We start from the raw sequence: 21,963 nt of genomic DNA, 5'->3' as shown, positions 1-21,963 counted from the left end.
ACGCCCAGGGAATCAGGCTCGCTCGCGCGAGATGGCTGTGCGCCTCTGTGCTTTGCTGGGAGGCTGGAAGGCATCGCCCGCTACTTCGACAATCGTCGCGATGCAATCCGCGGCGCGCGCGTTGCTTCGTTGCCGTTTATTTCGCGCATTTCACAACTATTCCGGGAAAATTAGCAGTACTGCGGTCGAGGCCAATGAGGAAGCATGTCGCGGGCGGAGCTTCAAATCAATACACAGTTAGGTCATGGGAGATGCGCCCAATATAGGGTCACGATCCGGCATTCGACTCGGCCGGGCTGAAACGAACCACAGATAGATCTATGCCGACCATCAGATCTTCCAGGATCGGCTTCAAATCACGGTCGCGCAGATAGGCGCGCTGCCTGGTCGGAATCGTGATGCCGTCGATCACGACCGGCTCGGAGAAGTATTGGGCGGCAGGAAAATTGCCGGCGATCTGCACGTGATAGTCGTGGCGCCTGATCAGCATGTCGGGTCCGAAATAGAAGTCCTGCTCGAGGCTGTGGCTGGCTAGCCTCTCCGGAAACACGGCCCGCAATCCGCGCCAGATTTCCGCGCCTTCGCGCCATGGTTCGATCTCGCGCAGCGTGAAGCCGCGCATCGTGAGCAGGAATGGCACGGTCAGGCAAGTCCAGAGCGCGTAGCCGCCGAAATAGGCCCGGTGCAGTAGATCCCAGGCGGTACGCATGTCGTGGCCATCGAACGATGCGCGCGGGTTCCTGCGCTCGGCGATTGTCCTGCTGCCGCCGGACAGGATCGCGACGCGGTCGGGGGTGAAGTCACTCCGTTGTCCAGGTTTGCCGATATCGTCGACAGACGCCCATTGCCGGTGCAGATCGACATGCACCGTCCTTGGAAGGCCACTCTGGTGCACGCATTTCAGGTCCCAGAGTTCGCCCGTGATGACGAACGATGCGCTGAGACGGCCGTGCGCCCGCCAGCGGCTTTCGCCACCATGAGCTTCGATCGCTTCGGCCAGGAGCGGAATCATGTCTAATTCTCCCCGTTTCAACCTGGCCATGGTGCCGCCGCCTACGCGCGCGGCGCGAGTTCATAGATGTAAAGCGATGTTAATGGCCGCCCGCGGAAGGCTGGACCGGCATGCGAACCGCCGGAATGGCGCCGTTTCGCGCCAAATAACATCAGTTAACGGGCGGAAATCGCCGTGTCGTTGCACAGTGAGCTCGCAACCAAGCTCGACCGAAAGCTGGACGGGCCAACGACAGGAAAATTACCATGTCCGACAAGATCGACGTTCAGCGCCGCAACTTCTTCGGCACCGCCGCGATGACGCTCGCCACGGCTCAATTTGCTCTGGCCGGCACCTCGCAGGCTGGCCTTACCAAGCTGACCGCCGCAGCCGATGCGGATCTCAACCGGACGAAATCGGGCAGCCTACCAGCGATCAAGCCGGGCACGAATACGGCTTTCTCTGCCCTCAAGCAGATCGATGCTGGCCTGCTCAATGTCGGCTATGTGGAGACCGGCCCGACAAATGGACCCGCGGTCCTGCTGCTGCACGGCTGGCCCTATGACATCTACAGCTTCGTCGATGTCGCGCCGCTGCTCGCCGGCTCCGGCTATCGCGTGATCATCCCGTATCTTCGCGGCTACGGATCGACGCGGTTTCTCTCCCCGACATCCTTTCGCAACGGTCAGCCTTCGGCGATTGCGCTAGACATGATCGCTTTACTCGATGCGCTTAGGATTGAGAAGGCTGTTGTCGCCGGCTTCGACTGGGGCGCGCGGACCGCCAACATCATGGCGGCGCTGTGGCCGGAACGCTGCAAGGCGATGGTATCTGTGAGCGGGTATCTGATCGGCAGCCAGCAGGCCGGCAAGATGCCGCTGCCGCCGAAAGCGGAACTGCAATGGTGGTACCAGTTCTATTTCGCCACCGAGCGCGGCCAGCTCGGCTATGACAAGTATCGCCGGGAATTCTCCAGGCTGATCTGGCAGCTGGCGTCGCCGAAGTGGAATTTCGACGATGCCACTTTCGAGCGCAGCGCGAGCGCCTTCGACAATCCGGATCATGTCGCGATTGTCATTCACAATTACCGCTGGCGGCAGGCGCTTGCCGATGGCGAGGCTAGATACGAGGACATCGAAGCGAAACTCGCGCAGGGTCCTGCCATCGCCGTGCCTACAATCACCATGGAAGGCGACGCCAACGGCGCGCCGCACCCGGAGCCGGCCGCCTACGCCAAAAAATTCTCTGGCAAGTACGAGCATCGGACCATCTCGGGCGGCATTGGGCACAATCTGCCCCAGGAGGCGCCGCGCGCATTCGCAGGGGCGATCATCGATGTCGATGGCGAAGCCTGATCCCGTCGAGCGAACGAGGAGAATGTGACCATGCGCAAGACAAGTGTTCTGGCGGCACTCGCCCTCATCGCGTTGCTCATGCTGATCCAATTCAGCGCGCCGTTTCTCTATGGTTAGGAGATCGGTATGAGCGTGCGGGCAACAAATCGCGATCTGCGTTCGACACGACAGTCGATCGCCTATCGCAGCATCGAGATCGAAGGCCTCGAGATCTTCTACAGGGAGGCAGGGTCGGTCGATGCGCCGACCGTGCTGCTGCTGCACGGCTTTCCATCCTCATCGCGGATGTGGGAGCCGTTGCTGCCGCTCCTTGCCGATCGATATCACCTGATTGCGCCTGATTATCCCGGCTTCGGTCACAGCAGCGCGCCGCCGACATCCGATTTCACCTATACGTTCGACCGGCTCGCGCAGATCATGGACACGTTTGTGACGAAGCTCGGCCTCGCCAAGTATGTCCTGTTCGTTCAGGACTATGGCGGGCCCGTCGGCTTCCGCCTAGCGCTCGCTCATCCCGAACGGGTGCGCAGCATCGTTGTCCAGAACGCGGTGTCGCATGAGCAGGGTTTGAGTTCGCTGTGGGACGCCCGCCGCAGGTACTGGGCCGATCCGGCCGGCGAACTCGATAACCTCAAGGCCAATTTCACCTCGCTGGAGGCAACCCGGCTGCGGCATGTCGGGACCAGCCCGCATCCCGAGCGGTATGATCCGGATAGCTGGACCGACGAGCACGCGTTTCTCTCCCGTCCGGGTCAGGCGGATATTCAGGCGAAATTGTTCCTGGACTATCGCAGCAACGTCGCATCCTATCCGCGCTGGCAGAAATGGCTTCGCGAAGTTCAGCCACCGATGCTAGTGGTCTGGGGAAAGTACGATCCTTCGTTCACCGTGGCGGGGGCAACTGCGTACGTCGACGATGTGCCTGACGCGGAGGTCCACCTGCTTGAAGCAGGTCATTTCGCGTTGGACGAGGCGACCGATAAGGTCGCCGAACTGGTTCGGCGCTTTCTTGCTAATTGCTAGGTGTGGTTGGTTAATGGCGCCTATGGCCCAATGCGGACATCCAGATGCGCGACTTGATTGTCGCCTCCGGAGCAGACGCGACAGAACGATCGGCGCCCTACGCTCTTCGCATCAGCTTGAGCGACGCCGTCAGCCGCAGGCTCCGCTTTCCCGCGAGCGCGATGCCTTCGAGCTCGCCGCTGTCTTCCGTGCAGGTCCCGGAGAAGCCGATGCCGACCTCGAGGCCGCCGAACACCGGGTTCTCGCCTTTCGCCGGCGTGTGCTCCTGGTTCAGCATCTCGCCCTTCCAGCGGCCGTCCGCCGAGGAATAGGCGCCGAGATAGTAGAAGAACGCATCGCCTCCGAGGATGCGCCCGTCGATCAGCAGCATCACGCCGGACAGTCCAGCATCGACGCCGTCGAGAGCGCGCAAGCCCATCCCATAGAGCCCGTTGGCGATGCCGCCCGGTCCGACCGTTCCGCTCGGCGGCAAGCCTTCGTCGTCGAGGCGCGTGAGATTGGCCCAGAACCTGGCGCCGGGCATGGTGTCCGCGCCGCCCTCGAGACGGATCTGGTTGCCGTAGAGCCGGCCACGCGCTCCGATCGAGGCGACGTCGGCGCCCATCAGCGGCTTGTAGCTGGGGTCGAGGTTGTGCCGCTCGGTGATGACCTGGGCGATGATCTCGCCGTCGCGCTCGACATAGGTACCGAGATGCGCGAAGCCAGAATTGCCGCCAAGCATCCTGCCGTCGTGCAGGCACATGATGCTGCAGCCGAACCCATCGTTGATGCCGTATTCAACCTTGTAGAGCCCGTCCAGCAACGTCCTGAACCTGCAAATTGAGAATGAATTGCGGGCTACCTAGCATCGACGCCACAGCGAAGCCACCGGCTTTTCCGCGCATCGCCACCCCGGGGACCTTCGCCCGCCATGATGCCATTATGCCCCTGTTTTGCCCGACGGGTCAAAACTCCACTTCGTAAAACCCGCAGTCAATGTTTTCAGGGACTTGGCTACTATGCATGGGGTTGTTTTGGAGGTTTGTTTGCCGGCCTCCGAAAGAAGCTCCTCGGCCGACCGGTGCCAGGCTCGAACCTGCTCCCACGGACGCACGACCAATCGCGCATGGACACGCAATCAGCCGAGGACGAGCTCAGCGCGATCATCGCCGGCGCCGCGAAGCAGCCGCTGCTCGATGCCGCCTACGCGCTCTGGCGCCAACGCTACCGCCTGGAGGCCATCGCGGGCCGCCCCACCGCCGAAGAGGTGCGGGTCAATCGCACCTTCTCGCCGGAGGAATTCATCATCCAGTACCGCCATGAACGCGCCCACGCCCATGAAGGGCCGATGTTCGGCTATGTGAAGCGCGCTCATCCGCGCGCCGACGATCAGGCGATCCGGCAAGCCATCATCACGGCGGTCAAATTCGAAGACGCCTACAACAAGCACTTCGACTGGAACGGCGATTTCGAGGATTGCGTGGCGCGCGCGGTGAAACAGGCCGCGCGAAAATATCCGCATTATCTCGAGACCACCTACCGCGATGCCCGCAACGATCTCGCCTACTACATGAAGTGAACTAGAGCATGATCCGGAAAAGTGTGAAGCGGTTTTCCGAAAAGATCATGCTCAAACAATAGGCTAAAGCGCGATGACGATTCATCCTGATCGCATCGCGCTTTAGAAGCACAGCGTGGTGACCAGCCTGCCCTGCTTGTCCTTGATCGCATAGGGACAGCGAATGCGCTCCAGCGCCTTCTTGGCATCCTCGTCGCCGAGCGCGGCGGCGCGCTCGTAGTAGGCCTTTGCGGCGTCCTTGTCCTTCGCACCGCCGCGCCCCTCCTGCGCGAAGGCGCCCATCCGCTCCAGCGCGCCTGGATGGTTTTGCGCCGCCGCCTTCTCGAACAGCGCGCGCGCCGCGACATCGTCCTTTGCGCCGCCATCGCCTTCAGACAACATCAGGCCGAGCTGGTACTGCGCTTCCGGATTGGTCTCGACGGCCTTGCCGAGCAGCGCACGGGCTTGGGCGGGATCGGCCGGCGCGGCGCCACCTGCGCCACCGAGCGCTGCGAGATTGCTGACGCCGCGCGGGTTGCCGGCCTGCGCCGCCTTCTCGAAAAGCTTACGCGCCTGCGCCTCGTCCTTGGCGACGCCCGAGCCGGTGGCGTAGGTAACACCGAGCTCGACCATGGCCGCACTGGATCCCTTGTCGGCCGCCTTGCGCCAGACCGCGATCGCCTCTGCGGTCTGCCGGTTGGCCGCATAGGCGCGGCCGAGTGCGAACATCGCGCGGCGCGAGGCGTTTGCCGCCTGCTTGCAGAACTTGACCGCGGTCGCGATGTCGGCGGAAGCGATCTCCGCGACGCCCTTCACGTCAGCCGGCTTGTCGGGATCGCTGGGATCGGCGGCGAGACGGTCACACAACACGAGGTCGGCCGATTGCGCCTGCGCCGTCAGGGGCACGGCGAGCGCAAAGAGCATGGCAAGGAGGAAAGTCCGCATGATCGTCACGTTGCGTCTGTGGCCCGGCAAATTCAAGGCTCAAGTCGGTTCGCGTCTGCGATGGGTGGCTCAGGCGCGATGCATCAGCTTGAGCGCTGCGGTCAGGCGCAAGCTCCGCTTGCCGGCCAGCGCGGTTGCCTCCAGCACCGCCTGCTCCGCGTCGTAGCTGCCGGAGAAGCCGATGCCGACCTCGTGGCCGCCGAAGATCGGATCGTCCTTGGCCGGCGTGTGCTCCTGGTTGAGGATCTGGCCCTTCCAGCGGCCCTTCGCGGCGGTGTAGCTGCCGAGATAATAGAAAGCCGCATCGCCGCCGAGGATGCGGCCCTGGTTCAGCAGCATCACGCCGGTGAGTCCGCCGTCGAGGCCGTCGAGCATGCGCAAATGGATGGAGTAGAGACCGTCGCTGATGCCGGCTTCGCCGACGGCGCCGGCGATCGGCACCTCCTCGTCAGTGATCGGCGTCATCAGCGACTGAAACGGCACGCCCGGCAACTCCTTGAGCTCGCCCTTGAAGCGATAGAGATCGCCGTCGGCCCAGCCCTTCGCGATCAGGGTTGCATCGTCGGTGCCTGCCATGGCGCGGTAGCTCGGATCGGGATTATGGCGGACGGTCTTGATCACGATGTCGACGCCGCTGTCGGTCTTCTCATAGGTGCCGATATGGGCGAAGGCCGAATTGCCGCCGAGCATCTTGCCGTCGCCGGCATGCATCACGCTGCGGCCGACGGTATCGCCGAGCTGAAATCTGACTTTGTAGAAGCCTTCAATCACCAGCCGTGTCCCCGGCCCTGCGCGCATCCGGATGCACTCTATCCCGCTTTCGGCGGCGATGGACAAGTTTCGCGGCGCCCGGGTCGGCAGGCACAGGAACGGTTGTCATCAAAATGCAAAAATCCGCCGGAGCCTTCGCTCCGGCGGATTGAATGCCAACCCGGGCCAGCCCCCAGCCCGGGCCGGGAGGATCTTAGGCCGCGGCCTTCTTGTCGGTCGGCACGGACGAGATCGTCTTCAGGATCTGCGAAGCGATCTGGTAGGGGTCGCCTTGCGAGTTCGGACGGCGGTCTTCCAGATAGCCCTTGTAGCCGTTGTTGACGAAGGAGTGCGGAACGCGGATCGAAGCGCCGCGGTCGGCAACGCCGTAGCTGAACTTGTTCCACGGCGCGGTCTCGTGCTTGCCGGTCAGACGCTTGTCGTTGTCCGGGCCGTAGACGGCGATGTGGTCCATCAGGTTCTTCTCGAAGGCGGCCATCAGCGCCTCGAAATACTCCTTGCCGCCGACTTCACGCATATAGGCGGTCGAGAAGTTGGCGTGCATGCCCGAGCCGTTCCAGTCGGTGTCGCCGAGCGGCTTGCAGTGGAATTCGATGTCGATGCCGTACTTCTCGGTGAGGCGCAGCATCAGGTAGCGGGCCATCCACATCTGGTCGGCAGCGGTCTTGGAGCCCTTGCCGAAGATCTGGAACTCCCACTGGCCCTTGGCGACTTCCGCGTTGATGCCTTCATGGTTGATGCCGGCAGCCAAGCACAGGTCGAGATGCTCTTCGACGATCTTGCGGGCGACGTCGCCGACGTTCGAGTAGCCGACGCCGGTGTAGTACGGGCCTTGCGGCGCGGGATAGCCGGCGGTCGGGAAGCCGAGCGGACGGCCGTCCTTGTAGAAGAAGTATTCCTGCTCGAAGCCGAACCAGGCGCCGGAATCGTCCAGGATGGTGGCGCGCTTGTTGGACGGATGCGGGGTCTTGCCATCGGGCATCATGACTTCGCACATCACCAGCACGCCGTTGGTGCGCGCACCGTCCGGAAACACCGCGACCGGCTTCAGCACGCAATCGGAGCTGTGGCCTTCGGCCTGCTGGGTGGAGGAGCCGTCGAAGCCCCAGAGCGGAAGCTGCTCGAGCGTCGGGAACGACGCGAATTCCTTGATCTGAGTTTTGCCGCGCAAGTTCGGAGTCGGCGTATATCCGTCGAGCCAGATGTACTCGAGCTTGTACTTGGTCATTGAGCCTCTCTGTAGATGATGCGAAAGGTTGGGGGCCCGGGAGGGCCCCCGCACGTTTGTACCCGGCCATCATCGGCCAGCCTTTCCCAAGCATTTCGCGTGCCAAAAGGCCGCAGTACGGGCGGTTTTCCACCGCTTCCGGCTCCTCTTCGCCACAGACGGGCCCTCCACGGCACCGTGCGTCATAGCCGCGCACCTTGGCCCGAAGCTGCGCTGCAAAAATCCGGCGGAAAACGCCCGATTTAGAAGCAGCGGACGCCGACCGCGCATTGCCGATGAAACGCGCATCAACGTCCGGTAACTTTCGCAAACTCCCCCACCCCTCCTCAGCAACCTTCGGAATGGCCCACGCGTTGGTCAGCGGTAGCGTGCCTTGGAGGATGCAGAAGGCTTCCTGCCTACAAATTGAGCGGAAACTGATTTCCTTTTCAGCACTTTCCAATCGGGGATGAGCGGCCGATATGGGGATTCCAGTAACCACAATCGAACGAGTCGGGCGCACCATGGAGGCCAAGGCGCTTCGACCAAGGAGAATCGCAATGATGAACAATGGTCTGAGTCACGGATCTGCAAAGATCTACCAATTCCCCGTCGGCGGCCGTGCGGCCCTCGCCGGACGCCGCTATGGCGAGACCCGCCTTCCCGCCGATCAGGCTTCGCTGCCCGCGAACGTCTCGATCTGCAGCGACAGCTGGTATCACCAGGATGCGGTCGACGAAGCCAAGCCCAAATGGGAACGCTGATGCCAGCTGCTGGTCTGACAGCGCCGGGCTTTCGCAAGCGGCCGGCGGCAGTTTGAAAAAGGGTCGAAACAACGGCGTTTCGGCCCTTTTTAATTCCAGGCGCGCCCGCGCCTAGATCCCGGGCTTGTCGACCACCGCGCAGGCCGTAACCGGCCGCTTCAGGTGTTTGACCGTAGCGGGCCCGGTCTTGGGAATCCTCAGCGTGACTCCCGCCCCCGAATAGCGCATCCCCGAAACCGCCAGCCGCTTGGCGAGCGTAACCGGCTGGCCATCGATCTGGACGAAGGCCCGCTTGTCGTGGTCATAAAAGCCTAGGATGAACTGCGTACCATCGGCGCAGCGGTAGGTTTGGAAGGTCTGCGCATCGGCCTGCCGCGCACCGAGCATTGCGCCCGCCAGCATGCTGACCGTCAAAACAATGGCCTTGTGCCGGCCCATGATCGCCCCCTGTAATAGACCGCAAGGACGCCAAACGTGCATCCGGTGGAACCATAACCCAAGCTCATCCCATGCAAGACTCCTCCCTGAAGGACTCCCCCGCCCGCCATCTCGCCCTTCAGGGTGCGAGCAATTTCCGCGACCTCGGCGGCTATCCGACCATTGATGGCCGCACCACACGCTGGCGGCACATCTTCCGCTCCAACCATCTCGGCCAGCTCACTGCTGCCGACATCGAGGTCGTCCGCGCGCTGGGCGTGCGCAGCGCGTTCGATTTCCGTGGCCTGGAGGAGCGCGCGGCCGGCATCTGCGTCGTGGACGAGATCACGGTGCATTCGCTGCCGATCGAACCGACCGTCGTGGCCGGGCTGCGCGCCGAGCTCGCGAAGGGCACGCTGACCGCGGCCGTGGCGCTCGAGCTCATGCGCGAGTCCTATCGCAATTATGTGCGCCACAACACGCACAGCTTCCGCGCGCTGTTCGGTCATTTGCTGGAAGATCGCGCGCCGCTCGTGATTCACTGCACCGCCGGCAAGGACCGCACCGGCTTCGCCAGCGCGCTGATCCTGCATGCGCTCGGCGTGGCGGACGAGGTCATCGCCGAGGATTATCTCTTGACCAACCGGCACTACAAGCGCGACCCGTCGAACGTCTTCGATCTGCCCGCCGACGTCCTCGACGCGATCGGCAGCGTCGAGGCCTCGTACCTTGCGGCCGCTTTCGAAGCGGTCGGCAGCGAATATGGCGATCTCGAAACCTATTTGCGCGACGGGCTCAAGCTCGGCACGGCAGAGCGAGACGCGCTGAAGGCGCGCTATCTGCAAGCATAGGGCGGCTGTGCCGGGAGAACGATCATGCAAGGCAAGATCTTGATCGTGACGGGCGCAGGCGGCGCGCTCGGCAAGGTGGTCGCAGAAACGGCGCTGGTACGCGGCGCGCGCGTGGCCGGCATCGATCACGCACCTTCGCAAACCGCCGCAAGCGCTGACCACATCGACATCGGGGGCGTTGACCTGTCCGACCCAGCGCAGGCGAGAACGGCCGTCGATGCGGCGGCAAAGCATTTCGGCCGGCTCGACGCATTGATCAACATCGCCGGCGGCTTTGCCTTCGAGACCGTCGGCGACGGCGATATCGCGACGTGGCAGCGCATGCATGCGCTGAACGTGCTGACCGCGCTCAACGCCTCGCGTGCGGCGTTGCCGCACCTTGCCAAGTCCAAGGCCGGCCGCATCGTCAATATCGGCGCCATGGGCGCACTGCAGGCCGGCAACGGGATGGGCCCCTATGCCGCGTCGAAAGCCGGCGTGCATCGCCTGACCGAGGCCCTCGCAAACGAGTGGAAGGGCAAGGTTACCGTCAACGCGGTGCTGCCCTCGATCATCGACACCGCGGCCAACCGCGCCGACATGCCGAAAGCCGACTTTTCCAAATGGGTGACGCCGCAGGAGCTCGCCGAAGTCATCCTGTTCCTCGCCAGCGATGCCGCGAGCGGCGTCACGGGCGCCCTGATCCCGGTCGGTGGCCGGGTGTAGTCGCGTTCCGATCAAAACGTTAGAGGCACCGGCTCCGATTCAATCGGGGCCGAGAACGCTCTAGACTGGCTGCAACTGATTCTCCGATCGGACGTCCCTTGGAAACCGCGCTTTACCTGCCCGTCAAACGCTTCCTCGAAGAGCTCGGCTTCACGGTCAAGGGCGAGATCGGTGGTTGCGATCTCGTCGGCCTCAGCGCGGGCGATCCGCCAGTGGTGGTGATCGGCGAGCTCAAGCTTGCCTTTAATCTCGAGCTGATCCTGCAGGCGGTCGATCGCGCGCCGGCCGGTGACGAGGTCTGGATCGCAGCGAAGATGTCCGCGCGCGGCAAGGGACGCGAGAGCGACGCGCGCTATCGCAATCTCTGCCGCCGCCTCGGCTTCGGCATGCTCGGCGTGACCGATCGCGGCCAGGTCGAAGTGCTGGTGAAGCCGCCGACCGCGGCGCCGCGCCGCGAGCCGAAGGTGCGCTCGCGTCTCGTCGCCGAGCATCAGCGCCGCCAGGGCGACCCCGTGCTCGGCGGCAGCACCCGCGCACCGATCATGACGGCCTATCGCCAGCAGGCGCTGGCCTGCGCGTCGGCCCTTGCCGAAGGGCCGAAGCCGGTGCGCGAGCTGCGCGAACGCTGCCCCGATGCCGGCAAGATCTTGCTTAACAATGTGTATGGCTGGTTCGAACGCACGGAGCGGGGAATCTACCGGCTCACCGAAGCTGGACACGCCGCCCTGAACCGTTGGCCTCAGCAATGGTTGGAGGTCGGCGCAGGTGCTGCGTCACCGCTGTGACACCAGACCGGTGCATAGCTGAGATGCCGCACCGATTTCATATTGCAATGCAACATTGGCGGCACTAGGTATCCCGGCATCAAGATGAGGCCGTTATGAGCGCAGACTGGAATACCAAATATGGCACGCGGCGCGTCCGCCACGATCCCCCGACCCTGGACGAGGCGATCTTCGCCGCTGTCGGCATCACAGACGACCAGGCGCAGCAGGCCGAGATCGCCGCAGCCTTGATGGGGATGCCGCTCGACGTCGTCCAGGCCGAGGTGAAGAAGCAGGCCCGCTCCAACAGCCGCATCACCGCCACCCGCGTGATCGCCGGCGAACAGGGCGCGCAGCGCTCCGTCGTGGTCGAACGCCGCGTCGTCCGCCGCTTCGGCGCCGGCACGCGCAGCTGAGCATTCCTTTCATCGCACCGAACACGAAAGCGGACCGGCCTGGCCGGTCCGCTTTTTGATTCCTGTCCGCATTTCCCGGTTATGCGGCGCGATTGCCGTACATGCTCGAGATCAGCTTCCAGCACGTGCTGTTGAAGCTGAGAAGCGCGCGCCCGGCCGTGAACGGCGAGGCCGCGAGATCGGCAAGCTCGGCCTCGGGCGTCTTGGCGAGGTCGATCGTGCCGGTCGATTCACCATGGCGGAAAGCCAGATGGGCCCCGAACTTCCTGGCGAGCGCCCGCATCGCATGATTGTCCGCGCCCGTCGTGATGCGCAGCTGCTTGTAGCCCTTCCAGCGGGCCTCTGCGATCAGGCGGCGGAACAGCACGGTGCCGACGCCCTGGCGGCGCGCGGAGGCTTCCACGCTGAAGGCGACCTCCGGCAAGGAACCGTCCTCCGGCGGGTGCAGCTCGGCCGCGCCGCGCACCACGCCTTCGACGATATAGGCAACGATGACGGTGCCGTCCTCGGCACAGCGGGCGGCGTAGCGCTCGATGAAGCTGTCGTCGAGAAAGCCGTTGAAACGGTCGTGCCGGCTGCCGGCATCAAGCCTCAGCAGGTGATCGCGCAGGAGCGGCAATTCTTCCTGCTGGATCAGGGTCCGCACATAGCCGGGAACGGTACGGACGGCGTCTTCAAGTACCACGTCAGAACTCCTCTTGGTGTTCCCTCGAGGAGGCGTTCGAATCCCTAGGCCTCCTATATTGTGCATCGCACCATGATTTTCAAGACGGAGACCTGCCCAAGTTTCGGGCACCGAAGCGATCAATTCGTTAATAAAATCAAAGTCCCGTAGTTTCACAGGACCAGCTGGGTCTGGGTCACCACCGCAACCAATTTGCCGTCCTCGGTTTCCAATCTGGTGGTCCAGACCTGGGTCCGCCGACCCCTGTGCACCGGGGTGGCGGTGGCGATGACCGTGGCCCCCTCCTTGGCCCCACCGATGAAATTGGTCTTGCTCTCCAGCGTGGTCGTACCCTTGGCGTCCTCGGGCAGATTGATCACGGTCGCTGCCGCGCCGACGGAATCGGCCAGCGCCATCACGGCCCCGCCGTGGATGGTGTGGTGAAGCGTGCAGAGTTCGGGCCGGACCGTCATCCGCGCCACCACGCGGTCCTTCTCCGCCTCGACAAATTCGACGCCCTTGAGTTCGGCGAACGGCATCTTCATCGCTTTAAGTTTCTCGAGCGGCGTCATCGGATCTCCTCCCAACTTCTTGTTGGCTCAACGTGAATTGCTTCAAGCCGCAAAGCAATGACGTCCGAGGTAATGGCGATGCTGACATCGGCGCGCAGAGCCGGGAAGCGCTGCACTGCGTCCGGGGCACGAGACCACCCTCACGTCACTGCATGCACGACCTGATACTCCGGCCGTCGCCACACCTCCCCCGAAATCACCTCCTCGATGATCTCCGCGGCCCGCACGATCTCGCTCTCGCCGATGTACAGCGGCGCGAGGCCGAAGCGCATGATGTCGGGCGCGCGAAAGTCGCCGACGACACCGCGGGCGATCAGGGCCTGCATCGCGGCGTAGCCGCCGGCGAAGGCGAAGGAGACTTGCGAGCCGCGCAGCTCATGGTCGCGCGGCGTCACGAGCTTGAGTTGCGGACAACGGCGCTCGACTTCACCGATCAGGAGATCGCCCAGCGCCAGCGAACGCGCACGAACCTCGGTAATATCGACCTTGTCCCAGATATCGAGCGAGGCCTCCAACGCCGCCATGGCGAGCACCGGCGGGGTGCCGACGCGCATGCGCTCGACGCCGCCCGCGGACGCATAGGCAAGCTCGAAAGCAAACGGTTTTGCGTGGCCCATCCACCCCGACAGCGCGGCGCGCGCGCCGTCGGCATGGCGCGGTGCGACATAGAGGAAGGCCGGCGCGCCGGGGCCGGCGTTGAGATATTTGTAGGTGCACCCCGCGGCGAAATCGGCACCGCTCCCGGTGAGATCGACCGGCAGCGCGCCGGCGGAATGGGCGAGATCCCAGACCGTGACGATGCCGAGCGCATGCGCTTTCGCTGTCAACTTCGCCATGTCGTGGCGGCGGCCGGTGCGGTAGTCGACCTCGGTGATGTACAGAACGGCGATCTCCTCAGACAATGCGTCCTCGATCTCCTCCGGTGCTACCAGGCGCAATTGATGGCCCCGTCCGAGCGTCGCGATCAGGCCTTCGGCCATGTATAGGTCAGTCGGGAAGTTACCGGTATCCGACAGGATCACCTTGCGCGAGACGCTCATGTCGAGCGCGGCAGCTAGCGCCTGATAGACCTTGAGCGACAGCGTGTCGCCGACCATGACCGAGCCGGCCTCCGCGCCGATCAACCGCGCGATGCGGTCGCCGACATGGCGCGGCTGCACATACCAGCCTGCACTATTCCAGGCGCGGATCAGCTCGTTGCCCCATTCCTCGGTGATCACGCGGTTGACACGCTCGGCAACGCCCAGCGGCAGCGCACCCAGCGAGTTGCCGTCGAGATAGATCACGCCGTCAGGCAAATGGAACAAGGCTCTAGTATCGTCGTAGACGCGAAGCCGGGTCATGGACATCCCTACAGAATCGTACGCACGCGCCAGAGTTCGGGAAACAGTTCGACCTCGAGCATGCGTTTGAGATAACTGACGCCGCCAGTGCCGCCGGTACCACGCTTGAAGCCGATGACGCGCTCGACCGTGGTGACGTGGTTGAAGCGCCAGCGCCGGAAATAGTCCTCGAAATCGACCAGCTTCTCGGCCAGTTCGTAGAGCATCCAGTGGGTTTCCGGCGCCTCGTAGACGATCCGCCATGCCTGCAGCACGCCTTCGTTGAAGCTGTGGGTTTCGCGAACGTCGCGCGCCAGCACCGCAGCAGGCATCTTGAGCCCGTTGCGGTCGGCAAGCCGCAGCACCTCGTCATAGAGGCTCGGCGTCGCGAGCTCGGCTTCGAGCAGCTTGATCGTCTCCGCATCGTGCGCGTGCGGCTTCAGCATGGCGTGGTTGCGGTTGCCGAGCAGAAATTCGATCAGCCGGTATTGCCGCGACTGGAAGCCCGAGGATTGTCCAAGCTGCGAGCGGAAGCGGGTATACTCGCTGGGCGTCATTGTGCGCAGCACGTCCCAGGCCCCGTTCAGCTGCTCGAAGATACGCGACATCCGGGCCAGCATCTTCATCGCGGGTTGCACCTCATCCCGTGAGATCGCACGGCGCGCAGCCGCGAGCTCGTGGATGGCGAGCCGCATCCACAGTTCCGTGGTCTGATGCTGGATGATGAACAGCATCTCGTCATGCGCCTCCGACAGCGGATGCTGCGCACCGAGGATCGCGTCCAGCGCGAGATAATCACCGTAGGACATGCGCCGGGTGAAATCGGTCTCGGCGCCTTCGCTTGTGGGATCGTAATCGCTGGACGTCATGGCTGGCCCTCTCGATCGATCGTCCCTGGTCTCATTCATCGAGGCCGATCAGGCGCGCGGTGATCTGTGACGACGGATCCTTGAGCCCGTCGATCACCGTGAAATGGTTGAGGCCGGGCTCGACGACGAGGTGCGTCGGCACGTCGAAGCCGGTCCAGATGTTCGCCATCAGATCGGACTGGCGGATGAATTCGGGCCGCTCGCTGCCGCCGACCCAGGCCGTCACGGGCGAATGCCCTCGTGGCAGATGCAGCGCCGCGCTTTCCAGCGTCGCCTCCTCCATCGTCATGCGCAGCGTCTCGTTCATTCCCGTCTTCAGGAGCGGACGCAAGTCGTGCAGGCCGCTGATCGAGAGCGTACCGGCGATGCGGTTGTAGACGGCGGACTCGAGCCGACTGTCGTCGCACAGCATGCGCGTGACGAGATGGCCGCCGGCGGAATGGCCGGCGAGCCGGATCGGCCCCGAGACGAGCGATGCCGCTTTGGCGATCGCGGCAGTGATCTCCGCAGTGATATCGGAGATGCGGGCAGCCGGTGCCAGCGTGTAGCTCGGCAGCGCCACCGTCCAGCCATGGTGCCGCGCACCTTCGGCGAGATCGGTCCAGGTCGATTTGTCGAAGCGCATCCAGTAGCCGCCATGGACGAAGACGACGAGACCCTTGCTGTCGCCGTCAGGCAGGATCAGATCGAGCTTCTGGCGCTCGCCGGCGCCGTAGGCGATGTCGGGGCGAAATTTCTTCAGCCCGGCGCGGTAGGCCGCTGCCCGCTCCGCCCACAGCGCCGGCATCTTGTCCGAGCCCGAGATGTGGGCCGAATTGGCGTAAGCGTCATCCCAATCGCGCATCGTTGCTCCCGAGGACTCGTCCGACGAACCGAAGCCAGTCTGCCACCGGTCAGGGCGGCATCCTAGTCTTTCTTTTAAGCTTAAAGGATTGAGGGAGCCGGTGGATTGGGCAGCGACCGCTACGAGGGTACAGGGTGGGCAAAGCGGAGCGTGCCCACCATCTTGGTTCATCCGAGAGAAAGGTGGTGGGCATGGCGCAAGTGCGCCTTTGCCCACCCTACCGCAGTGGCGATGGGGAGACCGCTACGCCTTCTCCACGCCGCACCATTCCGCGATGAACAGCGCCATCGCCTTGGTCGCCTTCTTCAATGACTCCAGGTCGACGAACTCGTTGAAGCCGTGCATCTCGCCTCCGCTGGCACCAAAACACAGACTCGGGATGCCGTGGTTGAGGCCGTAGAAGCGCGTGTCGGTCAGCGCCGTGAAGACGAGGTCCTCTGGCGTACCGCCATAGACCCTGTTGAAGGCCTTACCGAACGCAGCCTCGGGCTCCGCGGCGTTGGTCAGCTCATAGCCTTCCGACAGGAAGCCGGACCATTCGACCTGCGGCGGATTGTTGGCGAGGAAGCGGTGGTTGCGCGAAGCGGCGGCGACGCAAGCCATGATCTCCTTCTGGTGATCGGCGATCGACCAGCCCGGCAACACCGCAATCCGGCAGTCGACATCGCACCAGGCCGGCACGCTCGAGGCCCAGTCGCCGCCCTTGATGATGCCGGCGTTGAAGTTGACGGGATGGTCGAGCGTCTTGAAGTGACGGTCGGCCTTGGCCCGCTCGTTCCATTCGATCTCGAGCTTTTGCAGCGCCTGGATCAGGTGATATGCCGCCATGATCGCGTTCGCGCCGGAGCCTGCGAAGGCAACGTGGGTCGGATGCCCCTTCACGCGGAGGCGGAACCAGATCACGCCGACCTGGGAGCGCACCATCTTGCCGCCGGTCGGCTCCGGAATGAAGCAGGCGTCCGCGCGATAGCCGCGTTGCAGCGTCGAGAGTGCGCCGACACCGGTGCTCTCCTCCTCGATGACCGATTGGAAATGGATCCGCGCCATCGGCCTGAAGCCCGCGGCCTTGATCGCGTCCAGCGCATAGAGCGCACCGATCGTCCCGGACTTCATGTCGCAGGCACCGCGGCCGAACATCTTGCCGTCCTTGATGACCGGCGCGAATGGCGGCGTTTCCCACAATTCCAGCGGACCGGCCGGCACCACATCGCAGTGCCCTTGCAGGATCAGCGACTTGCCGCCATTGGTTCTCGGACGGTAAGTTCCCACCACGGATCGCGCTTTCGAGAAGTCGTGCTCGATCGGACCGAAGCCGCGCAGATCCTTCAAATCCTCGACGTCGATATGCCAGTCGTCGACCTCGTAGCCGCGTTCGCGCAGGAGATCGCCGATCATGTCCTGGCATGGTCCCTCCGCCCCGCGGGTCGAAGGGATCGCGACGAAATCGCGGGTGGTTGCGAGCTGAGCCTCGAAGCCGCTGTCGACGGCGTCAAGAATCCTCTGCTGCGTTTCGGCATTCATTCGGGCGACTCCAGACATTCCAATGGTCCCAGGGAGCGCGCAAACTAGCCGATTTCAGCCGTTCGGGTACTCCAGAAAATATGCATCCCGCAATGCATCTTCGAGCAGCCGGCCTTCGGAATAGCCGTTCAGAGTCGCAGGCCGGCTGACACCATCGAGCAGGCGCGGGCACGGTTCGGGGGCGCCGAGCACGGTGCGGACCGGAATGCGCTCCGCATAGACCGGCAGCGCATAGTCCTCGTCATCGTCGGCGACGCCCTTGGCGCGGATCTTGGCCGAGGCTTCCTCGATTTCCATTGCGATGAAGGACGTCGCCTTGATTTCCTGCGTGGTGCTCTGTCGCAGGCCGGCGGTGCGATCCGGGAAGAAGCGATCGACCATGGCGATCACCGCGCGCTCCTTCTCATCAGGATCGGTGACGAGATAGGCCGTGCCGAACGCCATCACGGCGCGGTAGTCGGCGGAATGGTTGAAGCCGCAGCGTGCCAGCACGAGGCTGTCGAGATGGGCGACCGTCAGGCAGACGCGCTCGCCCTTGCTCTGGTTGCGCAGCATGCGGCTGGCGCTCGATCCGTGCCAATACAGCCTGGTGCCCTCGCGCCAGAAGAAGGTCGGCGTACAATAGGGCTGGCCGTCGATTGCGTAGGAGACGTGGCACAGCATCGAGGAATCCAGGATGCGATGAACCGTGTCGTGATCATAGAAGCCGCGGTCGTGCCGGCGCTTCACCTGGTTGCGTGCCGATGTCGGATAGGAATTCGAGGTCTCGGTCTGGCTCACAGCCGCTCCTGCTCGGATGGAAGAAATCCGGAGCAGTTGTAGCGGCGCATTTGGTCTGCGATAGTTCCAATTCCATGCAAAAAATTCCGACCAATTCGTCCTCCCGAGCCAAGCCCGAGCTTCCGCTCGACCTCACCGGCCCTCACGTCACGGCCGGCGCTTCCGCGGCGCACCGGCTCTATCAGGCGCTGTGCGAGATGATCGTCTCCGGCCTGGTCAGACCGGGCGAGCCGCTGCCGCCGTCGCGCACGCTGGCGAGGCAGACCGGCTTCCGCCGCAACGCCGTCGTCACCGCCTATGAGCGCCTGATCGCCGACGGCTTTGCCGACGCGACGGTCGGCTCCGGAACGTTCGTCGCGGCGCGTATACCCCAGCGCGCCGCCGAGCCGAACAAGCCGAAGGTCGTTCTCGAAGCGCCAAAGCAAGGCGCGTTTGCGCTTGGCTGCACCCATATCGACGAACGCGCCGTGCAGCGTTTTCGCGCTTTCGTCGGCCGCCGCATGCGCGCATTCGGAACCGAGCACCTGCATTATGGCGACCCTCGCGGCAGCCGCGAGCTGCGCGTGGCGATCGCCGACCATCTGTTGTCGGCGCGGGGGCTGCGTTGCGATCCCGACCAGATCATGCTGACCTCGGGCACGCTGCACGCGCTGCGCATCGTGCTGAGCGCGATCCTGAAATCCAGCGACCAGGTCTGGTGCGAGGACCCGGGCTATCCCGCCGCGCGAAAAACCATCGTCCATTGCGGTTATCGCACTGTGCCTGTCGCGGTGGACGAGCACGGGATGCGCGTCGCCAAAGGCCGCATCGCGGCACCGTCCGCGCGCGCGGCCTACGTTACGCCGTCGCACCAGTTTCCACTTGGCGTGCAGATGTCGATGCCGCGACGGCTCGAGCTTCTGGACTGGGCCAAACAGGCCGGCGCATTCGTGCTCGAGGACGATTACGACAGCGAGTTCCGTTATGACGGCGCGCCGCTGATGTCGCTCGCCGGCATCGATCGGCTCCAGCGCGTGATCTATCTCGGCACCTTTGCCAAGACGCTGTTTCCGGGCCTGCGCATCGGCTATTGCGCCCTGCCCGAACGCCTGATCGCGGAGGTGACGGCGGCGCGGGCGGCGCTCGACCGCTTTCCCGGCACGCTGATGGAGGGCGCGGTGGCGGACATGCTCAATTCCGGCGCCTTCGCCGCGAATCTGAAGCGCGTGCGGAAACTCTATCGCGAGGCGCGCGACGTGCTCGCCGAGAGGCTGGAAGTCGCATCCGGTGGCGCGCTTTCGGTGCCGGTGCCCTCACAAGGCCTGCATCTTGTCGCCCGGTTCGATCCTGCCGTCGATCCGGCGGTGGCGGCGCTGGCCAAGCAGGCGGCCGGCGCCGAAGGCTGGCTATTGGCCGACACCTATTCGCGCGGGCGTCCCCTGCCCGGCTTCGTGCTGGGATTTTCCGGACATCCCGTGCCGCAGCTCGTGGCGTCCGCGGAACGTCTCGCGAGGGAATCGCGCGCAGCCTTGGCCGCAAAAGGAAAACCGGCCCGCCGGGCCTGACGAAGCTTCACTATCAGAATCGCCCGCCGCTCCCTAGATTGCGGCATCGATTCCGGGACCTCACATCATGCTGCTGCGCCACGCGACCTGCCTCTCGCTGCTGATCTCCATCGCGCTTGTCTCGACGGCACGCGCTGCCACAGTCGGACGTGAGCAGGACATCGGCGATCTGAAGCTCGGCCAGCGCGTGCACGTGGATGACGGAACCTGCCCCGCCGGTCAGCTCAGGGAAGTGCGCGGCGCGAAGATGACCGACAAGGGAGTCTCGCGCACGAGTTCCTGCGTGCCCCGGCACGGACCGAAAACGAAGTAAGGATCCAGGACTATTTCGCCGGATCGAACATGCACTGCAGGGTCGGTTTGGCGATCTTGGTGAAGGTCGGGCCGATCTCGCTGTGCTTGGAGGCCGGTACCCAATCTGTCTCGATGGTGGGCACGCCGGTCTCGCTGATGCCGCGCAGCAGCGCTTCGCGCAGATCGCGATCCTCGACGGCCGCGGCGGCGTGATCGTGCAGGCAGCCGCAGACCGCTTCCGGATGCTGCCAGCGCCCGAGCATGTGCGGCGCACACTGGCGCACGAATTCGCCACGCGGATCGGGTAGCCTGGAAGGTGAGCGGACCTGCGCCTGAACGGAGTTGATCGTCAGAAGGGACACGAACGCTGCGGCGCAGAGACGAAGCAACATGATAGTTTTGCCGGCTGTTTCGTTGTGTGCAGTCAGAAGCGCGCGGCGACCATGATCGGCTGAGCGGCCGGAACCGCAACGGGCGAGCCGCTGTACTGGAAGGTACCGACACCGGGGAGATTGCCGTCGGGCGCACCCGCCAACGAGGAGCCGGCGAGCACGAAACCGAAAGCAAGGATGAAGCTGAGCGCGCGCATGATCTGTGTCCCAATTCTGTGACCGGCGGTGCGCCGTCGTCGTTATCAGCCTGATAACCATGGGCGGTTTCGCGCGTGATGCGCGAAAAACTGAAAATGGTTTCGTCTTCGTGAGAATTGTTTCGTCCCGGCCACGGCGACGAAACAATTCTCGGAAAATGCCAGTTATTTCAGATAGGTCTGGCGGCAGGCCAAAGTCGCCTGCCAAGTTCCGGCGCCGGCACGGACGTGCACCCCGCCCAGGCGTTGTCACGCGGCCGCCGCGCGCGCTTCACATGCATTTTACGTTTTCTGCTGAAAGGGCGGCAAAAGAAGGCTGGATCCTGTCGAACCGGAATTGGTTCAGCAACGACCCAAGCCATCGAAACCGAGACGCCCGGATCATCGGGCGCATTCACGTGAGGGATGGCCATGATGGCGGGAAATCGCGCAACGCCGCGCGATGAAAATCCACCGACGGAGCGCGCAGATCAACCGATCATTCGCGGCAGCACCGGCGCAATGGCGCTGCAATCGAGCCGCGGCCTCGAGGCGGCGCCGCAGACGTTCGTGCGACTGACCGGATCGCGCCTTGCGACGCCGCGCGATCGCCGCCGGGTGAACGCGAGCGCGTTGCAGGAGTGAACGCGGAGCGCCTCATTGCGTGAAGAACTCGCCGCACTTCTGGACGTTTGCGTCCGCCGGTCCCCACGGCATGATCGGCACGGTCGAGGTCGAGTTCTTGGGCGAGCCTTCGATCAGCTTGTCTGAATAGACCATGTAGACCAGCACGTTGCGCTTGGCGTCGCAGCCGCGCACGATCTGCATCTTCTTGAAGAACAGCGACCGGCGCTGGCGGAACATGTCGTCGCCCTGCTCCATTTTGTGCTTGAACTTGACCGGACCGACCTGGCGGCAGGCCAGCGAGATGTCCGAGACCTCCTCGGCAAGGCCGAGCCAGCCTTTGAAGCCGCCCTTCTCCGGCACCGTGAAATGACAGGCGACGCCTTCGACTTCGGGATCGTCGAGACCATAGGTCGCGAGCTTGTCGTTCGGGCTCATCCATTTGAACACGGTAGAGCGGCGGAAGATCAGATCAGGTTCGTCGGCCGCAGATGCCGACGCCATTGGCGCGGTCAGAGCCAGGAGGAATAAAGCGAGGCCTTTCAGACGGATGCTCGAAAGACCGGGGAAACGAGATGACATGAAGTTCTCCGCTAACAAGTCCCCGCAATGTAG

27 protein-coding genes are annotated in these 21,963 nt (G+C 63.9%); 11 read left to right on the top strand and 16 right to left on the bottom strand.

Features of this window, described 5'->3' with window-relative positions:
* Window positions 1–268 precede the first annotated feature (268 nt).
* The gene (locus I6F12_RS08535) at window positions 269–1,012 is read right to left on the bottom strand and encodes a hypothetical protein (protein WP_225155965.1); all 744 of its coding nucleotides are present in this window, start codon (window positions 1,010–1,012) and stop codon (window positions 269–271) included.
* A 245-nt stretch (window positions 1,013–1,257) separates the two neighbouring features.
* On the opposite strand from I6F12_RS08535, the gene I6F12_RS08530 reads away from it, so the two are divergent.
* Window positions 1,258–2,346 carry an alpha/beta hydrolase gene (locus tag I6F12_RS08530; protein WP_036022787.1) on the top strand — a complete coding sequence of 363 codons (1,089 nt, stop codon included), beginning with the start codon at window positions 1,258–1,260 and terminating at the stop codon, window positions 2,344–2,346.
* Between the two features lie 126 nt (window positions 2,347–2,472).
* Window positions 2,473–3,369, top strand: coding sequence for an alpha/beta hydrolase (locus tag I6F12_RS08525; RefSeq protein WP_036022786.1), 897 nt, complete (start codon window positions 2,473–2,475; stop codon window positions 3,367–3,369).
* Window positions 3,370–3,466: 97 nt separating this feature from the next.
* On the opposite strand, the gene I6F12_RS08520 is transcribed toward I6F12_RS08525, so the two are convergent.
* Window positions 3,467–4,171, bottom strand: a complete 705-nt coding sequence (locus I6F12_RS08520; RefSeq protein WP_225155964.1) for a hypothetical protein — start codon at window positions 4,169–4,171, stop codon at window positions 3,467–3,469.
* Between the two features lie 303 nt (window positions 4,172–4,474).
* On the opposite strand from I6F12_RS08520, the gene I6F12_RS08515 reads away from it, so the two are divergent.
* The gene (locus tag I6F12_RS08515) at window positions 4,475–4,927 is read left to right on the top strand and encodes a hypothetical protein (RefSeq protein ID WP_036022783.1); all 453 of its coding nucleotides are present in this window, start codon (window positions 4,475–4,477) and stop codon (window positions 4,925–4,927) included.
* Between the two features lie 102 nt (window positions 4,928–5,029).
* On the opposite strand, the gene I6F12_RS08510 is transcribed toward I6F12_RS08515, so the two are convergent.
* The 3 genes from I6F12_RS08510 to I6F12_RS08500 all read right to left on the bottom strand — a co-directional run bounded on the left by I6F12_RS08510 (window position 5,030) and on the right by I6F12_RS08500 (window position 7,850).
* Window positions 5,030–5,851, bottom strand: a complete 822-nt coding sequence (locus I6F12_RS08510) for a tetratricopeptide repeat protein (protein WP_225155963.1) — start codon at window positions 5,849–5,851, stop codon at window positions 5,030–5,032.
* 69 nt (window positions 5,852–5,920) lie between these two features.
* Window positions 5,921–6,622 carry a GrlR family regulatory protein gene (locus tag I6F12_RS08505; RefSeq protein ID WP_225156139.1) on the bottom strand — a complete coding sequence of 234 codons (702 nt, stop codon included), beginning with the start codon at window positions 6,620–6,622 and terminating at the stop codon, window positions 5,921–5,923.
* Between the two features lie 193 nt (window positions 6,623–6,815).
* Window positions 6,816–7,850, bottom strand: a complete 1,035-nt coding sequence (locus I6F12_RS08500) for a glutamine synthetase beta-grasp domain-containing protein (RefSeq protein ID WP_036000382.1) — start codon at window positions 7,848–7,850, stop codon at window positions 6,816–6,818.
* A gap of 539 nt (window positions 7,851–8,389) precedes the next feature.
* On the opposite strand from I6F12_RS08500, the gene I6F12_RS08495 reads away from it, so the two are divergent.
* Entirely contained in the window at window positions 8,390–8,593 is a 204-nt protein-coding gene (locus I6F12_RS08495; RefSeq protein ID WP_036022780.1) for a DUF2735 domain-containing protein, read from the top strand.
* A gap of 111 nt (window positions 8,594–8,704) precedes the next feature.
* Here the strand turns inward: I6F12_RS08495 and I6F12_RS08490 are convergent, their stop codons facing one another.
* Window positions 8,705–9,031 carry an MliC family protein gene (locus tag I6F12_RS08490; protein WP_225114128.1) on the bottom strand — a complete coding sequence of 109 codons (327 nt, stop codon included), beginning with the start codon at window positions 9,029–9,031 and terminating at the stop codon, window positions 8,705–8,707.
* An 86-nt stretch (window positions 9,032–9,117) separates the two neighbouring features.
* Between I6F12_RS08490 and I6F12_RS08485 the strand changes: the two genes are divergently transcribed.
* The 4 genes from I6F12_RS08485 (at window position 9,118) to I6F12_RS08470 (ending at window position 11,746) form a co-directional block, all read left to right on the top strand.
* Window positions 9,118–9,861 (top strand): tyrosine-protein phosphatase, encoded by a 744-nt coding sequence (locus tag I6F12_RS08485; RefSeq protein ID WP_036022792.1) that lies wholly within the window; start codon window positions 9,118–9,120, stop codon window positions 9,859–9,861.
* A gap of 24 nt (window positions 9,862–9,885) precedes the next feature.
* Complete coding sequence (locus tag I6F12_RS08480; RefSeq protein ID WP_225155962.1) at window positions 9,886–10,566, top strand: SDR family oxidoreductase; 681 nt, start codon at window positions 9,886–9,888, stop codon at window positions 10,564–10,566.
* Window positions 10,567–10,664: 98 nt separating this feature from the next.
* Window positions 10,665–11,351 (top strand): DUF2161 family putative PD-(D/E)XK-type phosphodiesterase, encoded by a 687-nt coding sequence (locus I6F12_RS08475; protein ID WP_225155961.1) that lies wholly within the window; start codon window positions 10,665–10,667, stop codon window positions 11,349–11,351.
* A gap of 95 nt (window positions 11,352–11,446) precedes the next feature.
* Window positions 11,447–11,746 carry a hypothetical protein gene (locus I6F12_RS08470; RefSeq protein ID WP_036000395.1) on the top strand — a complete coding sequence of 100 codons (300 nt, stop codon included), beginning with the start codon at window positions 11,447–11,449 and terminating at the stop codon, window positions 11,744–11,746.
* Between the two features lie 79 nt (window positions 11,747–11,825).
* Here the strand turns inward: I6F12_RS08470 and I6F12_RS08465 are convergent, their stop codons facing one another.
* From I6F12_RS08465 to I6F12_RS08435, 7 genes are all read right to left on the bottom strand, one after another.
* Window positions 11,826–12,431, bottom strand: coding sequence for a GNAT family N-acetyltransferase (locus tag I6F12_RS08465; protein ID WP_109143965.1), 606 nt, complete (start codon window positions 12,429–12,431; stop codon window positions 11,826–11,828).
* Window positions 12,432–12,583: 152 nt separating this feature from the next.
* Window positions 12,584–12,982 carry a PaaI family thioesterase gene (locus I6F12_RS08460; protein WP_036000401.1) on the bottom strand — a complete coding sequence of 133 codons (399 nt, stop codon included), beginning with the start codon at window positions 12,980–12,982 and terminating at the stop codon, window positions 12,584–12,586.
* Window positions 12,983–13,122: 140 nt separating this feature from the next.
* Window positions 13,123–14,325: a kynureninase gene (gene kynU, locus I6F12_RS08455; protein WP_225155960.1), complete on the bottom strand. Its 1,203-nt coding sequence runs from the start codon at window positions 14,323–14,325 to the stop codon at window positions 13,123–13,125.
* A gap of 8 nt (window positions 14,326–14,333) precedes the next feature.
* On the bottom strand, window positions 14,334–15,173 hold the full coding sequence (kynA, locus tag I6F12_RS08450; RefSeq protein ID WP_036033884.1) for a tryptophan 2,3-dioxygenase: 840 nt from the start codon (window positions 15,171–15,173) through the stop codon (window positions 14,334–14,336).
* A gap of 31 nt (window positions 15,174–15,204) precedes the next feature.
* Window positions 15,205–16,017, bottom strand: coding sequence for an alpha/beta hydrolase (locus tag I6F12_RS08445; RefSeq protein ID WP_225155959.1), 813 nt, complete (start codon window positions 16,015–16,017; stop codon window positions 15,205–15,207).
* 243 nt (window positions 16,018–16,260) lie between these two features.
* Window positions 16,261–17,538 carry an ArgE/DapE family deacylase gene (locus I6F12_RS08440; protein WP_225155958.1) on the bottom strand — a complete coding sequence of 426 codons (1,278 nt, stop codon included), beginning with the start codon at window positions 17,536–17,538 and terminating at the stop codon, window positions 16,261–16,263.
* Window positions 17,539–17,592: 54 nt separating this feature from the next.
* Window positions 17,593–18,318 carry a pyridoxamine 5'-phosphate oxidase family protein gene (locus I6F12_RS08435; protein ID WP_225146683.1) on the bottom strand — a complete coding sequence of 242 codons (726 nt, stop codon included), beginning with the start codon at window positions 18,316–18,318 and terminating at the stop codon, window positions 17,593–17,595.
* Window positions 18,319–18,392: 74 nt separating this feature from the next.
* Here I6F12_RS08435 and I6F12_RS08430 point away from each other — a divergent pair, with 74 nt between their 5' ends.
* Together I6F12_RS08430 and I6F12_RS08425 are read left to right on the top strand one after the other, a co-directional pair.
* Window positions 18,393–19,862: a PLP-dependent aminotransferase family protein gene (locus I6F12_RS08430; protein ID WP_225155957.1), complete on the top strand. Its 1,470-nt coding sequence runs from the start codon at window positions 18,393–18,395 to the stop codon at window positions 19,860–19,862.
* A 67-nt stretch (window positions 19,863–19,929) separates the two neighbouring features.
* The gene (locus I6F12_RS08425) at window positions 19,930–20,175 is read left to right on the top strand and encodes a DUF6719 family protein (RefSeq protein ID WP_225155956.1); all 246 of its coding nucleotides are present in this window, start codon (window positions 19,930–19,932) and stop codon (window positions 20,173–20,175) included.
* 10 nt (window positions 20,176–20,185) lie between these two features.
* On the opposite strand, the gene I6F12_RS08420 is transcribed toward I6F12_RS08425, so the two are convergent.
* The gene (locus I6F12_RS08420; protein ID WP_036022768.1) at window positions 20,186–20,548 is read right to left on the bottom strand and encodes a hypothetical protein; all 363 of its coding nucleotides are present in this window, start codon (window positions 20,546–20,548) and stop codon (window positions 20,186–20,188) included.
* A 32-nt stretch (window positions 20,549–20,580) separates the two neighbouring features.
* Window positions 20,581–20,745, bottom strand: coding sequence for a hypothetical protein (locus I6F12_RS08415; RefSeq protein WP_167361658.1), 165 nt, complete (start codon window positions 20,743–20,745; stop codon window positions 20,581–20,583).
* 411 nt (window positions 20,746–21,156) lie between these two features.
* Here I6F12_RS08415 and I6F12_RS08410 point away from each other — a divergent pair, with 411 nt between their 5' ends.
* Window positions 21,157–21,369, top strand: a complete 213-nt coding sequence (locus I6F12_RS08410) for a hypothetical protein (RefSeq protein WP_036000463.1) — start codon at window positions 21,157–21,159, stop codon at window positions 21,367–21,369.
* Window positions 21,370–21,381: 12 nt separating this feature from the next.
* Here I6F12_RS08410 and I6F12_RS08405 read toward each other — a convergent pair whose 3' ends face one another.
* Window positions 21,382–21,930, bottom strand: coding sequence for a CreA family protein (locus tag I6F12_RS08405; RefSeq protein WP_036000425.1), 549 nt, complete (start codon window positions 21,928–21,930; stop codon window positions 21,382–21,384).
* Window positions 21,931–21,963 lie beyond the last annotated feature (33 nt).

It is taken from the genome of Bradyrhizobium sp. IC4059, assembly GCF_020193615.1.
GTDB lineage: Bacteria > Pseudomonadota > Alphaproteobacteria > Rhizobiales > Xanthobacteraceae > Bradyrhizobium > Bradyrhizobium yuanmingense.
This window is presented reverse-complemented; position numbering and strand designations above follow the sequence as displayed.